Here is a 15,058-nt window from a genome sequence, read left to right as displayed (position 1 = left end):
ATTGCGAAAAGTGGTATTTGCGTTCAGCTTCATGGGCATGAAAACAGCGCTCGAGCTCCATGAAACTGAACTTGACCCCACAGATCGAGCCTTCCTCGCACAAATCCGGGAGCATGGGTGGTTCGGAACACGCGTTTTCGATCCAGAGAAGAAGGAACTTGATTTCACCTACTCAACCGGCTTCTTCCATGGCCTAAGCCATCCGGAAATCATTGTGTTCTCATTGCCGAAGCAGGTGTCCCACGACATCTTATGGGACATTTACCGCAACATTCGCGCGGGGAATGTTCCGAAACCGGAGATAAGGCTCTCGGGCATATTCGGGAACCATCAGGCTGTGCTCCTTCCTGTCTCTCGGGACCTCTACGCCGAGCATCTTGGTTGGAGTCAGTGGTTTTACCGCGGTGATGATTTCCCGTGCCTCCAGCTTATTTGGCCAGACCGTGCGGGGTTTTTTCCGTGGCAGCCGGACTTCGATCCAGCGTTCGCAAGCGATCAGCCCGATTTAACAGACGGCAGTTGGGCCGGCCTCATGATCTGACGGCAGGAAACACCCAGCGCAGTCCTATCTCGAACCCTTCATTCCACCGGCCTGCTGCTATCGAGCAAATCATTGTCCTGTTCGCCCGACACCTTGCGTTCTGCCTCGACCATGCGCGCGACCTCGTCCTCGGGCGTCACGTCTTCTTCGACTGCGGGCGTTGCGGCGGGTTTGGGCGGTGATGGCGGAGGCGGTGCGGGTGCCGGAGACGGAGATGCTGATGGCGCCATGTCGCCCACATTCTGGAACGGCAGCGTGGCAGTGCGCTGGTCGAAGCGCAGGCGGTAGATCGGTTCGGGCAGGGCAAAGCCTGCCTCTTCCAGCGCCGCCTTGCATACCGCGATCAGGCGGCTCTTGGCCTTGTGAAAGTCGGCCTCGCGCTGGTCGATCCATGCGAGGAACCGCAGTGTCACATTGGAATCGCCAACTTCGGTAATCCGCACTTCGGGTGCGGGATCGTCGAGCACGAAATCCTGCGCCGCCAATGTTGCCTGCCCCAATTGGCGCGCGGCATTGGCATCGTCATCGGCATCGACACCCAGCACGAACTCGAGCCGCCGCTGCGGATTGCGCGTGTAATTGAGGATCGTGCCGCTGAAGACGGTGGAATTGGGAATGCGCAGGTGATTGCCATCGAGCGTCATCAGCACGGTCGCGCGGCTGGTCAGCCGGATCACGCGGCCTTCATGACTTTCGATCACGACATGGTCGTTGGCGCGGAAAGGCTGGCGCAGGCTCAGCATCAGGCTGGCGACATAGTTCTCGATCGTGTCGCGCATGGCAAAGCCCAGCGCCACTCCGATCACGCCCGCACCGCCCAGCACCGCGCCCATCAGCGCGCCTGCACCGATCATGTCGAGCGCGATCACTATGCCGATGATGACGAACACGAAGCGCAATGCGCTGGCGATAAGCTCGGCGAGGAAGACATTGGGCGCAATGCGTTTCCAGAATCCGCTGAACGACGCGAGCAGATAACCGAATGCAGCGATCAGCACGCCCACCACCACGGCCATCCCCACCAGCGGCAACATGCGCCAGAGATCGCGCAGCCTGTCCTCCAGCCCGCCGACGCCGTCCTCGAGATTGACCGAGACATCGCGCTCTATCGCGTTCTCGACCGTCACCACGCCGTCCACGCCGATGGCGATGCTTTCCGCCCGCGCGACCGCTTCGGCATCGGGCGCGCTGCCCGACAGGGTGACGACGCCTTCGGAAACGCTCACCGTGACGGCAGAAAGGCTTGGGACATTGGCGAAAATATCGGCAAGGCGGGCGGCGATCCGCTCATCCGCGCCTTCGCTCTGTTCGACATCGATGGAGCCTGCTTCGGGCGCGTCTGCCGCCTGCTCCTCGGCAGGAGCTTCGGGCACGAGCGCGGCCTGCGCGGATGCGGCACCGAAGGCGAGCAGGAGCGCAAGACAAAGGCGTGCAAGTATATTCAGAACAGAGCGACCAGGCCCTTGAAACCGAAGGTCAGCGCAATGGGCAAGCCGATCGCGGCGCACCACACGAGGATCATTTCCTTCTTGAAGACCGGCGCCAGCGCAGGATCGCTCGCCTGCGAATCGGATAGCTTTTCCCAGCGCATCTCGACCCAGCGGCATGCCGGGATGATTGCAGCAACCAGCACGATGAGCGCGAAATAGGGCAGGATCGATCCGCTGCCCGTCTTCAGCTCTTTCATGGTCAAAAAGATATGCAGGCCGGTGTAAACCAGCAGCCCGAATGCGACATGGTCGCTTGCCTTGCGGCGCCAATCGACGCCTGTATGCGACTTCGGAGCCGTGTGCTCTTGCACCTTCGGTTCCGGTGAAAGCGTCTTGTTCACGCTTTTCTCCTCTCCAATCCCGACTCGGGGCTATTCCAAACTCACGGCCAAAACACAAGTGCGGCAACCCGGGTGGCGAGCCGTGTGAGGAATAATGGGACACTCTTATACCACGGATTGCACCACTCATGCACGAATCTTGCCAAACACCCTTCAAACCCGCCCGTCTCATGCTAGATGACAAGACATGAGCGCGCTCGACAATGAATTCCTGGATGAGGAAGCCCTGGCACACACGATGGCAGAGGCTCCTTCCAACGCATCGCCCGAACTGCCGCCCGAAGGCGGCCTCGAAGTCGTCTCCATCGCCAAGAGCTACGACAAGCGCAGCGTGCTATCGGATATTTCGCTCAGCGTGGCGAAGGGCGAGGTGCTCGGACTGCTCGGCCCCAATGGCGCGGGCAAGACGACGTGCTTCTATTCGATCATGGGTCTGGTGAAGCCCGACAGTGGTCGCATCCTGATGGACGGCGTCGATGTCACCAACCTGCCAATGTACCGCCGCGCGATCCTTGGCCTCGGCTACCTGCCGCAGGAAACCAGCATCTTCCGCGGCATGACGGTGGAGCAGAACATCAATTGCGTGCTCGAAATGGTCGAGCCTGACAAGGAAACGCGCGCCTGCGAGCTTGAACGCCTGCTCGACGAATTCGGCCTCACGCGCCTGCGCGATAGCGCGGCGATGGCATTGTCCGGCGGTGAGCGGCGGCGCTGCGAGATTGCCCGCGCACTGGCGGCCAACCCCTCGATCATGCTGCTGGACGAGCCCTTCGCCGGGATCGATCCGCTCTCGATCAGTGACATCCGCGACCTTGTGACCGATCTGAAGACACGCGGCATAGGCGTGCTGATCACCGATCACAACGTGCGCGAAACTCTCGACATCGTGGACCGCGCCTGCATCATCTACGGCGGACAGGTCTTGTTCGCCGGCAGTCCGCAGGAACTGGTCGCCGACGAAAACGTGCGCCGCCTGTATCTGGGCGACAATTTCGAGCTGTGACCCAGGGCCGGGGGGAATAGTCCATGGCGCTAGGCCCACGCCTAGACCTCAGGCAATCGCAATCGCTGGTGATGACGCCGCAGTTGCAGCAGGCGATCAAGCTGCTGGCGCTGTCGAACCTCGAGATCGAGAGCTTCATCGGCGATGCGCTGGAAAGCAATCCGCTGCTCGAAGCGGGCGAGATCGGCAGCGAAGACCGCGAGGCACCTGCCGATACCGAACCGCGTGACGCCACCTCTGCCGAGGGCGAGCGCGCACTTGATATCGACGACAGCGCCTTGGACCGCGACCGCGATACAGGCGACTGGTCGGCGCAAATGGCCAGCGGCGGGGGCGAAGACGGGCCGGACCTGGAAAACCGCGAGGGCGAGGCGCTGTCGCTGGCGGACCATCTCGAAGAACAGGTCGGCGCGTCTGCTCCGGACCAGCAAACAGCCTTTATCGCGCGCTACATCATCGGCTTGCTGGACGAGGCGGGCTACCTTGCCGCTTCCCTCCGCGATGTGGCGGGCGCGCTCGGCGTGACGCTGGTCGATGCCGAAGCGGGGTTGGAAGTGGTGCAATCGCTCGACCCCACCGGCGTCGGCGCGCGGACCCTGAGCGAATGCCTCGCGCTGCAGGCGAAAGAGGCTGACCGCTACGATCCGTGCATGAAAGTGATGATCGACAACCTCGATCTCGTCGCCAAGGGCGCCTTCGCGCATATCCGCCGCATCTGCCAGGTGGACGAGGAAGACCTCGCCGAAATGCTCACCGAATTGCGCAGCTACGATCCCAAGCCCGGCCTGCAATTCGGCGGCGGCACGAGCGCGGCGGTGGTGCCCGACATATTGATCAACGCGGCCAAGGATGCCGACGGTAAGGACCGCTGGGACATCCAGCTCAACGAGGCCACATTGCCGCGCCTTGTGGTCAATCGCGGCTATTATATCGAGCTGCGCGATGGCAGCCCCGGCAAGGAAGCGCGAAGCTGGCTGTCCGAAAAGCTCGCCGATGCCAACTGGCTGATCAAGGCCCTGGACCAGCGGCAGAAAACCATCCTGAAAACTGCCGCCGAGATCGTGAAGCAGCAGGACGGCTTCTTCCGCAAGGGCGTGTCCGAACTGCGCCCGCTGACGCTGAAGACCGTGGCCGAGGCGATCGACATGCACGAGTCCACCGTCAGCCGCGTCACCAGCAACAAGTTCCTCCACTGCGAACGCGGCACGTTCGAGCTCAAATACTTCTTCACCAGCGGAGTGGGCGGCGGCGAGGACGGCGAAGGCGCGAGCGCCGAAGCGGTCAAGGCGCGCATCAAGGCGCTGACCGACGCCGAAGACCCGAAGAAAGTGCTGTCGGACGACAAGCTGGTAGAACTGCTGAAAGCCGAAGGCTTCGACCTCGCACGCCGCACCGTGGCGAAATACCGCGAAGCTATCGGGATCGGCTCAAGCGTGCAGCGGCGACGGGCGAAGAAGCTGGCGGGGATTGGGTGAGCGGGAAACAGGGTTGCGCGCACGGGTTGCGCTGGTGCCCAATGCGTCAACTATATTTGCCATTCTGCTCTGAAAGCCGACATTCCGCTCGCGACCCATTTGCGGACATTTGCGTTAGTCCGATCCAATGTCGGCTACGGGCGCAAAAGCGGACAATCTTGCTGTTTAGCGTTCAGCTAACGGCCGTGTTGCAGACAATGGATCGCGTGTTTAACATGCGAGAATGTCTTCACCTCAAAGAACCAAGCTAGCTGCATTATCCTTTCCAAAATCACTCGCCCTGACCGAAAATCGGGCTTTGCGGTATGTCTGCTATTTCCTGCTATATTTCTCGCAAGGTGCTCCGATTGGCCTCTGGACGATTGCTGTACCCAGTTGGCTTGCCGTGAACGGAGCATCCGCTGGCGAGATCGGGGGCTTTATTGGTCTGGCTATGCTCCCTTGGGCAGCGTTCAAGCTGTTCTATGGCGCCTTCATGGATCGCTATACCTTTCCGCCCATGGGCCGCAAACGTGTGTGGCTGATTGCGGCACAGGCCGGTGCAATCCTGTCTCTTATCGTACTCGCGATTTTTGCACCCGGCATTGAGGAAATGGCGTTGCTCACCGCAATTGCGTTCTTCATGAATGTCGCGATTACAATTCAGGATTCGGCCATCGATGGCATTGCCGTCGAAGTGACCCCTGAAGAACAGCGCGTTTCGGCCAATTCGGTGATGTTTGCGGGACAGATTATCGGAACCGGCGTCGCCGCTGCCGTGGCGGGACTTCTTCTAAAATTCTACGGGATCGGTGCTGTCGCGCTTTGTTTTGCGGCGTTTTTGGGCGTAGTGTTGGCCATCGTCATCCTTGTGCGCGAACGCCCGGGCGAAAGAATGCTGCCATGGACCGGGGGCAAAGCATCAGTGGAATGTATGGCCTTGCACCGCACCCAATGGCTTCCGTTGCTCAAGGACATGCGAAAGGCGTTTTTCCAACGCCGAATATTGTTCTTCGTACCGGCATTCATGTCGACCGGAGCAATCTATGCGAGCCTTGATGTCGGGGGCCCGATCTTTGCATCGGAGGTGCTGCAATGGGACGAGACGGGCTACAGTTCGCTCGCCGGTGTCGCCGGAATTGTTGCCGGGCTGGGCTGCATGCTGTTGCTCGGTTCGGTCACAAAACGGATCGGTGCCACATTCACCGGTATTCTGTTGTTCCTGGTCATGGCCCTGGCCTCGCTGATCTTTGCGATACTGGAACCTGTCCAGCAAACAGAATTGAATTTCCGAATTTACGTCTTTGTCCAAACTATTGCTGCGCAGGCCATGTTCATCATGTTCTGTGCGACGGCGATGAACCTTTGCCTCAAGACAATCTCCGCAACCCAGTTTTCGCTTTTGGTTGCAACCTCCTCGGTGGCTCGGGTTATAAGTTCCGCGATGATGGGCGACGTTTATGACCTCGGCGGTATTACCGGATTCTGGAACGTAATAACCTTGGCGAGCCTGTTCGGCCTTGTAACCTTCGTAGTTTTCAGCCGACTTGATGCCCGCGCCACTCGTGAACAGGGAATCTTTCAAGATCGCCGCAGGTCTTTTAGAGCTGCATGATCAGGCCACAGACGGGGACGGGGATATATCAGGAAACTAAGGCTGAACGGGCAGTCGATAGCTATTGGCATTCACTTCGTGGACAAAGCGGACACTAATTCTTTCGAGTCTCAAAGTCCGCTTCCCACCCCATAAGCGGACTATCGACAACCGCTCGCCATCTCCTGAAACCAGACTGGCAGTTATTTGCACCGACAGACAAATGCGGCTGGTCAGCAAATGACCCAATTGCGGCCATTGAGTGTGGCCGATTTTTGGCAACCCACTTTGCCTAGCGTGACATGAAGCAATCCACGGCCCCGCCGCGAATGGGCGATACGCCAAACCCGGAAGCGGACTTGAATATCAGGGCGAAATCACCGTCGGGGTCCGGATCATAAGCGAGGAAGAGATAGTCGTCCTCAGCAACTATGATAACCTGCCTTGGCACCGGCTTGGGTATACCTCCGGGAAAGCGCCCGTCACCATCAATCTCGAAGAGGTAAGGCTCGACCAGTGCCGCTGTCATCTCGTCAAGTTGCTTCGAAAACCATTCAGCGGGGAGTGGCTCTCCAAGCTGATCAGGGCGCTGGGCAGGCACCGCGAAGGATTCGATTTCCGTCTCTACATATTGACCGATATCAGCTAAAGATATGCGCGCATCCATGGTCCGGCATGTTAATCGAAAGCGCTGCGGCAGCAAGGTCCGCTTCCCACCCCAAATTGCGACTCCCGCTGCGTCAACACGGATTGCCAGTAACGGTCAATCCTCCTTACCGGGATTTGACCTCTCGCCCCCGAAGGCTTGGTCGATATGCGAATTGTGTCGAACACAGCACGCGAATTTCGTATCCTTCTGTGATTAGTGCGTGAGGCCAAGTCAGGATTCGACCCAGAAAAGTCCGGCGCACCCCGCTTCCCTACATCCGCACCTTTCCGCCAACTTCGTCGCACCCCTCTTGCCGCCGAAGTCAGGTCCGTTCCATGCCATCTCGTCCAAACCACCCGCACGTCATGCAAATGCCGCGCCCTACGCGCTCGCAAATCGCACTCTCGGCGGCGCTTCAGTTTTCACACCCTGGACTGTGCTCCATGTGCTCCAAATGCCCCGTGGCTGCGGCGAACCGAGTGGCTGGTGTTTGCTTCGCGGCTGCCTTCGCGCGCCGCAAAACTTTCGCGGGCCTTCACACCTTCGCCGCGCGAAAGCGCCGGAAATTAACGGCTTGGGGCTGTTGCAAGGAAGACTCACCAAAAAGTCTTAACGCTGGAAACCGATTGTTAACCTTTTTTGGAGAGAAGTGTCGTGGTTAATTCATGGCAACACCTCCTAACGGGGTCTTACCACGGGGACAAAGGGGTCCGATAATGCGCGTTCTGTTGATTGAAGACGAGCCAACAACGGCCAAGGCTATCGAGCTGATGCTCACCACCGAAGGCTTTAATGTCTACTCGACCGATCTGGGAGAGGAAGGCCTCGATCTGGGCAAGCTGTATGATTACGACATCATCCTGCTCGACCTGAACCTGCCCGACATGCACGGCTATGATGTGCTCAAGAAGCTGCGCGTCGCCAAGGTGCAGACGCCGGTGCTGATCCTTTCAGGCATTGCCGAGATGGACTCCAAGATCCGCTCGTTCGGCTTCGGCGCGGACGACTATGTGACCAAGCCGTTCCACCGTGACGAGTTGGTTGCCCGCATCCATGCTGTCGTGCGTCGTTCGAAGGGCCACAGCCAGTCGATCATCCGCACCGGCAAGCTGGCCGTGAACCTTGATGCCAAGACTGTCGAAGTCGATGGTGCCCGCGTTCACCTGACCGGCAAGGAATATGCGATGCTCGAGCTGCTTTCGCTGCGCAAGGGCACGACGCTGACGAAGGAAATGTTCCTCAATCACCTGTATGGCGGGATGGACGAGCCTGAACTCAAGATCATCGACGTGTTCATCTGCAAGCTGCGCAAGAAACTGTCGAGCGCGTGCGGCGGTGACAATTACATCGAAACCGTATGGGGCCGCGGCTACGTCTTGCGCGATCCCGATGTGGAAGCCGAAGCTGCCTGACACGAGATTTTCGTCCTGACGGACGAGGGTGCCCGAAAATTGCCCCGGATGTGCGAGTTTCTCCCCTCGCACTTCCGGGGCATTCTCGTCCTTCCGGGCGGGAAATTTTTGATTGCAGGCAACAAGTTCTTTCCTTCTCGCCGCGCCGCCTCCAAGCCGCTAACCGGATTACTTCGGATCAACCACAAGGCGTGCACGGGTGGAAATTTTCGGAATAGATATCTGGGTCATACTCCCGTTCGTCCTGATCGGGTTCGCAGCGCAGATGGTCGATGGCGCACTGGGCATGGCTTTTGGCGTCATCACCAACACGTTGATGGTCGGCCTGCTGGGCGTGCCTCCCGGCCTCGCCTCGCAGCGCGTCCATCTGGTCGAGTGTTTTACTACCGCTACTTCCGGCATCAGCCATTTGCTCCACGGCAATATCGACAAGCGCCTGTTCTTCCGCCTGTTGATCCCGGGCGTCATTGGCGGTGCGGCAGGTGCCTATCTGCTGGCTTCGATACCCGGTGATCTGATCAAGCCTTTCGTGCTGATCTATCTCGCAGGAATCGGCGTGTGGCTGCTGGTGCGCGGCTTGCTCTATCCGCCCAAGCTGCGCGAGGCGAAACATGTCGCGCCGCTCGGCCTTGTCGGCGGATTCCTCGATGCTGCGGGCGGCGGCGGCTGGGGCCCGGTCGTCACGTCGAACCTGCTGATCCAGGGGGCAGAGCCGCGCAAGGTCATCGGCACGGTCAATTCGGTCGAGTTCTTCCTGACCGTGAGCATCTCGGCCTCTTTCATCTACCACTTCGGCATCTCGCATATTGCCGGCCCCACGCTCGGCCTGATCATCGGAGGCATTGCCGCTGCGCCATTCGGCGCGATGGCCGCGCGCCATTTCAGTCCCAAGCTGATGCTGGTCCTGGTCGGCATCGTGCTGACGGCGACAAGCGGATATGGCATCTGGACGGCATGGGGATGAGGGCGCTAACGCGCGCGCATGTCAGGAATTGAACGATGAGCGCCCACAAGGAAGGCGATCCCACCACGCTCAAGCGGTTGTACGGCCGCAGCCAGGGCAAGCCCCTGCGCGCCGGTCAGCAGGAATTGGTCGACACGCTCTTGCCGCGTATTGCCGTCCCCGATGATGGCGAAGTCACCGCGCAGCGCCTGTTCGGCGAGGATTGCCCGCTGCATTTCGAGATCGGTTTCGGCGGCGGCGAGCATATGGCCTACCGCGCCGACCTGCTCCCCAATCACGGATTTATCGGCGCAGAGCCCTTCCTCAACGGCGTAGCGCAGGCGCTGGGACATGTGCGCGACGGCACGCTCGCCAATGTGCGCATCCATCACGGAGACGCGCTGGAAGTTCTGGCGCGCATTCCCGATGGCGCGCTGACGATGGCGTATCTGCTCCATCCAGACCCGTGGCCCAAGAACAAGCACGCCAAGCGACGCATGATGAATGACGGGCCGGTGCGCATGATCGCCGACAAATTGAAGCCGGGCGGCGAGTTCCGCTTTGGCACCGATCACCCGATCTACGTGCGCCACGCGCTGATGGTCATGCGGCGTTTCCGCGACGAATTCGAGTGGGTGACGGAAGGGCCGGACAGCTTTCGCAATCGTCCCTCGGGCTGGCCCGAAACGCGCTACGAGCACAAGGCGCGCAACACGTTCAAGCACGAAGTCTGGTATTTCAGGTACCGGCGGAAGTAGGGCTCAACCTCGCAAAGCCGCCAGCGCGCGGTCGCGGTTGATACCGAAATGGTCTGCAACAGCGCCGGTTGCCAATGCCAGCAGATCGCCGGTCGGGCGCAGGTCGCGGTTCTGGTGGAGTTGAGCCGCACCCAAGCCGGGCCAATCGGCGATCACCTTGTCACCCGGGGGCAGTCCACCGCCAAGCAGCAGCGCAGCCGATGCAGTGCCATGATCGGTGCCGAGCGAACCGTTGATCGCGGCGGTTCGCCCGAACTCCGTCGCAACCAGCACCAGCGTATCGCGCCAGGCATCGCCCAGCCCCGTGCGCAGCGCACCGAGCAGTCCATCGAGCCCGCGCAATTGCGTGGCCAGCCGCGCAGGTTGTGCCTGGTGCGTGTCCCAGCCGCCGGTTTCCACCATCATCACACGCGGGCCGCGATCGGCCATCATCAGCGAGGATGCCAATTCTCCAACCTGCTGGCCGTTGCGTCCGGCATTCTCGCCGATATCGCTCGCCACCATGCGGGTCCGCATCGCTTCTTCCCACAATGGGCCGAGCTGTGCGTCTTCACCATAGAGCATAGCTACGCGGGCGAGCAGGTCTTCGCTGGGATCGGGCAAGCGGCTGGGCGCATAGGTCCCGACAGGCAAACTACCGCGCAAGGTCAGCGGGACAGCGGCAGACAGCGCCAGCGCACCGGGCGTTCCGGGGAGGAGCGGCAGCAAGCGGCCCAACCACCCGGTGTCGGAAGCATAAGGCTCGGCGTGGCCGCTTTCGAGAACGTTCTGAGCATCGAAATGCGAGCGGGCGCGGTAGCCGGTGGCCACGGCGTGCCAGGCTCGCGCCTCGCCACTGGCGAACATTGCGGCGGTCTGCTCCAGCGCGGGGTGAAGCGCGAAAAACCCGTCGAGCGGGCGTGCATCCTCGTCCACCAGCCGTTCCCGCAAGGCGCGCAAGGCAGGGTCGCCGTGCGGCTGTACCAGAGATAGTCCGTCCGCTGCGCCGCGTTGCAGTACGAAGACAAAGCGTTTTTGCTGGCCGGCAGCAAAGGCGACACGTGGAAAGCTGATCCCGGCTCCGGCGATGGCCGAAGCGAGCAGTATCTGGCGGCGGGTAAGGTTCACATCCATGGCCTATCTCCGCATGAATTCGGGGCTGGAAAGCAGCAGGGCGACACCCATGCCCGGTGCCTCGGCGCGTGCGATTGCCTCCGCCGTAGCCGGCTGCAAAGCCTCGCCGAGCACGGATTGCGCGAGCGAGCGCGGATCGAAATGGCCCCTCGCATTGCGCGGCGCGCTCATGGTCAGGCGATTCGCAATTTCCACGCGGCTCAACAGGGCGCCGGGAGAAGCCCAGTCGCTCGCAACATCGCCCCATCCCGAAGGATTGCCCGGCTGCCAGACGGGTTGGCCCAGCATTTCGAACAGCCGGTGCAGCGCTTGCGGATTGCGCGGGATCGCATTGGGGCCCAGCGTGCGCACTGTTGCCACGATCCAGTCCCACGGGGTGCGAAACTTGTCGCGCGGCGCCGACCAGACTTCGGGCGCATCGATGAGAGCATCATAAACCGCTCCCAATTCCCCACCGCTGTCGAGATAGGCGCGCTCCAATCGCACGATTGCACTTTGGGGTGGAACGTCTGCAATGAAATGGCGGGCAAGCTTGGTCGCAAGGTGGCGCGCTGTGGCGGGGTGCAGGGCAAGGTCGCCGAGGATGGCCAGCGCTTGGGCTTCGCCAACTTCGGGATAGCGCTTGCCAAGCACGGTGCGGGCGCCCGGCTCATGAAGTTCAGGGATAAACACGGTCTCACCTGGTTCGCCGTCGACAAAGCGGCGCATTCCCCCGCGCGCGAATCCCGCCACGGTCCAGCCGGTAAGCGCACGGGCAAGTTCCTCGACATCATCCTGTGTATATCCGCTGCGCACCCCGAGCGTGTGCAGTTCGAGAACCTCGCGGGCCAGGTTCTCGTTCAGGCCCAGTTGCGTATTGTTGCGGCGAGCATTGATCCTGCTGATCAACGCGCTGTTGGGCCCGGCAGACCGAGTCTGGTCGAGGAATGTCAGCATTGCCGGATGGCCGATGGCAGCGCGCAGCATGTCGGCAAAATTGCCGGTTAGATTGCCGCGGATTGCCCTGAATTCGTAGTCGGCTGCCAGCGAACGGACCGGAAGGCGCTCTGCCGAAACTGCGAAATGGTTGGACCAGAAATGGACCAACCGCTCGGCAAGGGGTGTCTCGCTCTGCGCCGCGATACGCAACCGGGCGGCACCTGCCGCAAAGGCATTACGGCGATCACGCCTTGTAACTTCAAGGCGCGCTTGGCGTACTTCATCCTGTGATTGCGAACTGCCAGACCGACGCGCAGCCTGCATCATCCCTCGCGATTCAGCGAGATCGGTGATGAGATCTGCGGTGGATGCCAAGTCGGATATGTCAGTGGGATTCGGCTCGAACGCGCGTAATTGTTCCGCCAACCAGCCACGCACATCGCCAGGAACGCGCGTTTCAGGCCGCGCTCCCAGACCAAACCGGTCATTCGCAATGCTTGCCGTGTCCGTCATGAGGCACAGTCATAGCAAGCCATCCTGAACACAGGCGTACCAAATTGTCGCGAATGGTCGCGCTAGCCGACGATACCCGCGCTTGCGAGAACCGCCAGCGTCAGCACTTCGGGCGCAATCGCGGTCATCGGGGCAATCTGGACCGGCTTTTCCATGCCAATCTGCATCGGCCCGATCGTCGCATCACCGCCCAGTTCGCGCAGCAATTTGGCCGACAGATTGGCGCTTTGCAGTCCGGGCATGATCAGCACATTGGCCGGGCCCGACAGGCGGCTGAAGGGATACATCTCCATCACTGTCGAATTGAGCGCAGCATCGGGGGCCATTTCACCCTCATATTCGAAGCCGGGGTCCTCTGCATCAAGGATTGCCACTGCATCGCGCACATTTCCGAGCCATTGGCCGGCGGGATTGCCGAATGTCGAATAGGAGAGGAATGCAACGCGCGGTTCGTGCCCCATGCGCCGCGCCACGGCAGCGGTCTCCTTGGCAATATGCGCCAGTTGCTCGGCGCTCGGGCGTTCATTGATGGTCGTGTCGGCAAGGAAGGTCGTGTGGTTCTTGCCCACGATCATGTGGATGCCGAACGGTGTCGCGCCGGGCTTGGGATCAAGCACGCGGGCCACTTCGCGCGCGGTCTGGCTGAAGGTACGGGTCAGGCCCGAGATCATGGCGTCGCCATGTCCTAGCGCCACCAGCAAGGCGGCAAAGACGTTACGTTCCTGGTTCACCATGCGGCGAACATCTCGCTCGGTATACCCGCGGCGCTGGAGCCGTTTGTAGAGATATTCGACCATCGGTTCGATATCCGCGAAATTGGCCGAATTGGCGATTTCGTAGCTTTCGGGATCGTCCACCGCCAGCTCGCGCAGCTTCTCCAGCACCTTGTCTGTGCGGCCCACGAGGATGGGCGTGCCGTAACCGAAATCGCGGAACTGGATCGCCGCTCGCAGCGATACGTCCTCTTCCGCCTCGGCAAACACCATGCGCTTGGGATTGGCCTTGGCATCTTCGTAAACGCGGGTGAGCGCGGAAGTCGTCGGATTGAGACGGCTGCGCAGCCGCAGGGTGTATTCTTCAAAATCCGCGATCGGTTGCTGCGCGACACCCGAATCCATCGCCGCCTTGGCAACAGCGCAGGAGACGCGCTCCATAAGGCGCGGGTCGAACGGAGCGGGAATGATGTATTCGCGTCCGAACTTGTGATTGATGCCGTAGGCAGCCGCCACTTCCTCGGGCACCCGTTCGCGCGCGAGTTCGGCAATTGCGCGGGCTGCGGCGACTTTCATCTCCTCGTTGATCGCGGTGGCTTGTACATCGAGCGCGCCGCGGAAAATGAACGGGAAACCAAGCACGTTGTTGACCTGGTTGGGGAAATCGCTGCGTCCGGTCGCGATGATTGCATCAGGGCGCACGGCCTTGGCCTCGTCCGGCATGATTTCCGGCGTCGGATTGGCCATGGCGAAAATGATTGGCTGGTCGGCCATTTTCGTTACCCATTCGGGCTTCAGGGCACCGGCGGCTGACAGGCCGAGAAAGATGTCTGCGCCGTCCAGCGCCTCTTCGAGACTGCGGTGCGGCGTATCGACGGCATGGGCGCTCTTCCACTGATCGACATTCTCGCGGCCGTGATAGATCGGACCGGAACGGTCGCACACGATCACGTTTTCATGCGGAATGCCCATGGCCTTGATCAGCGCGGTGCAGGCGAGCGCCGATGCACCCGCGCCGTTCACGACCATCTTGCAGTCTTTCAGCTCGCGTCCGGTCAGATGCGCAGCGTTGAGCAGGCCGGCGGCCGCGATGATGGCGGTGCCGTGCTGGTCATCGTGCATGACCGGAATCTTCATCCGTTCACGCAGCGCCTGCTCGATGATGAAGCATTCAGGCGCGGCGATGTCTTCGAGGTTAATGCCGCCAAAGCTCGGCTCCATCAGCGCGACCGCATTGATGAATGCCTCGGGATCTTCGGTATCGAGCTCGATATCGATGGAGTCGACATCGGCGAAACGTTTGAACAGGACGGCCTTGCCTTCCATCACCGGCTTCGAAGCGAGTGCGCCGAGATTGCCAAGGCCGAGGATGGCGGTGCCGTTCGAAATCACCGCAACAAGGTTTGAACGCGCCGTATAGCGCGCGGCGAGCGAGGGATCGGCGGCGATGGCCTCAACCGGCGCGGCGACACCTGGCGAATAGGCAAGGCTCAAATCGCGCTGCGTTGTCATCGGCTTGGAAGCGATGATCTCGATCTTACCTGGGCGGATAGTCTCGTGGTAGAACAAAGCCTCGCGGGTGGTGAAGCTGGTGTTTTCTTTCTCGTCCAAGACGC

General features: G+C 60.9%; 13 protein-coding genes. 7 read left to right on the top strand and 6 right to left on the bottom strand.

Annotated elements, in window-relative coordinates:
- The first annotated feature begins 37 nt into the window (after positions 1–37).
- Positions 38–541 carry a DUF4262 domain-containing protein gene (locus AAC850_RS10025; protein ID WP_340588610.1) on the top strand — a complete coding sequence of 168 codons (504 nt, stop codon included), beginning with the start codon at positions 38–40 and terminating at the stop codon, positions 539–541.
- Between the two features lie 38 nt (positions 542–579).
- Here the strand turns inward: AAC850_RS10025 and AAC850_RS10020 are convergent, their stop codons facing one another.
- Together AAC850_RS10020 and AAC850_RS10015 are read right to left on the bottom strand one after the other, a co-directional pair.
- Positions 580–1,914 (bottom strand): mechanosensitive ion channel domain-containing protein, encoded by a 1,335-nt coding sequence (locus AAC850_RS10020; protein WP_340588609.1) that lies wholly within the window; start codon positions 1,912–1,914, stop codon positions 580–582.
- 68 nt (positions 1,915–1,982) lie between these two features.
- A complete protein-coding gene (locus AAC850_RS10015) occupies positions 1,983–2,372 on the bottom strand; it encodes a hypothetical protein (RefSeq protein WP_340588608.1) in 390 nt (129 codons plus the stop codon).
- 238 nt (positions 2,373–2,610) lie between these two features.
- On the opposite strand from AAC850_RS10015, the gene lptB reads away from it, so the two are divergent.
- The 3 genes from lptB to AAC850_RS10000 all read left to right on the top strand — a co-directional run bounded on the left by lptB (position 2,611) and on the right by AAC850_RS10000 (position 6,444).
- Complete coding sequence (gene lptB / locus AAC850_RS10010) at positions 2,611–3,375, top strand: LPS export ABC transporter ATP-binding protein (RefSeq protein ID WP_340588951.1); 765 nt, start codon at positions 2,611–2,613, stop codon at positions 3,373–3,375.
- A 23-nt stretch (positions 3,376–3,398) separates the two neighbouring features.
- Positions 3,399–4,850, top strand: coding sequence for an RNA polymerase factor sigma-54 (gene rpoN / locus AAC850_RS10005; protein ID WP_340588607.1), 1,452 nt, complete (start codon positions 3,399–3,401; stop codon positions 4,848–4,850).
- A gap of 223 nt (positions 4,851–5,073) precedes the next feature.
- A complete protein-coding gene (locus AAC850_RS10000) occupies positions 5,074–6,444 on the top strand; it encodes an MFS transporter (protein ID WP_340588606.1) in 1,371 nt (456 codons plus the stop codon).
- A 271-nt stretch (positions 6,445–6,715) separates the two neighbouring features.
- Here the strand turns inward: AAC850_RS10000 and AAC850_RS09995 are convergent, their stop codons facing one another.
- The gene (locus AAC850_RS09995; RefSeq protein WP_340588605.1) at positions 6,716–7,090 is read right to left on the bottom strand and encodes a hypothetical protein; all 375 of its coding nucleotides are present in this window, start codon (positions 7,088–7,090) and stop codon (positions 6,716–6,718) included.
- A 698-nt stretch (positions 7,091–7,788) separates the two neighbouring features.
- On the opposite strand from AAC850_RS09995, the gene ctrA reads away from it, so the two are divergent.
- The 3 genes from ctrA to trmB all read left to right on the top strand — a co-directional run bounded on the left by ctrA (position 7,789) and on the right by trmB (position 10,185).
- Positions 7,789–8,484, top strand: coding sequence for a response regulator transcription factor CtrA (gene ctrA / locus AAC850_RS09990; protein ID WP_274698854.1), 696 nt, complete (start codon positions 7,789–7,791; stop codon positions 8,482–8,484).
- A 199-nt stretch (positions 8,485–8,683) separates the two neighbouring features.
- A complete protein-coding gene (locus AAC850_RS09985; protein ID WP_340588604.1) occupies positions 8,684–9,448 on the top strand; it encodes a sulfite exporter TauE/SafE family protein in 765 nt (254 codons plus the stop codon).
- A gap of 35 nt (positions 9,449–9,483) precedes the next feature.
- Positions 9,484–10,185 (top strand): tRNA (guanine(46)-N(7))-methyltransferase TrmB, encoded by a 702-nt coding sequence (gene trmB / locus AAC850_RS09980; protein ID WP_340588603.1) that lies wholly within the window; start codon positions 9,484–9,486, stop codon positions 10,183–10,185.
- Between the two features lie 3 nt (positions 10,186–10,188).
- Here the strand turns inward: trmB and AAC850_RS09975 are convergent, their stop codons facing one another.
- From AAC850_RS09975 to AAC850_RS09965, 3 genes are all read right to left on the bottom strand, one after another.
- Positions 10,189–11,298, bottom strand: coding sequence for a DUF1501 domain-containing protein (locus tag AAC850_RS09975; protein ID WP_340588602.1), 1,110 nt, complete (start codon positions 11,296–11,298; stop codon positions 10,189–10,191).
- Positions 11,299–11,301: 3 nt separating this feature from the next.
- Positions 11,302–12,729: a DUF1800 domain-containing protein gene (locus tag AAC850_RS09970; RefSeq protein WP_340588601.1), complete on the bottom strand. Its 1,428-nt coding sequence runs from the start codon at positions 12,727–12,729 to the stop codon at positions 11,302–11,304.
- A 62-nt stretch (positions 12,730–12,791) separates the two neighbouring features.
- Positions 12,792–15,053: an NADP-dependent malic enzyme gene (locus AAC850_RS09965; protein ID WP_340588600.1), complete on the bottom strand. Its 2,262-nt coding sequence runs from the start codon at positions 15,051–15,053 to the stop codon at positions 12,792–12,794.
- Positions 15,054–15,058 lie beyond the last annotated feature (5 nt).

It is taken from the genome of Erythrobacter alti, from assembly GCF_037996805.1.
GTDB lineage: Bacteria > Pseudomonadota > Alphaproteobacteria > Sphingomonadales > Sphingomonadaceae > Alteraurantiacibacter > Alteraurantiacibacter alti.
Note: the sequence above shows the minus strand (reverse complement) of the source record. Positions and strands in the feature narration are given on the sequence as shown.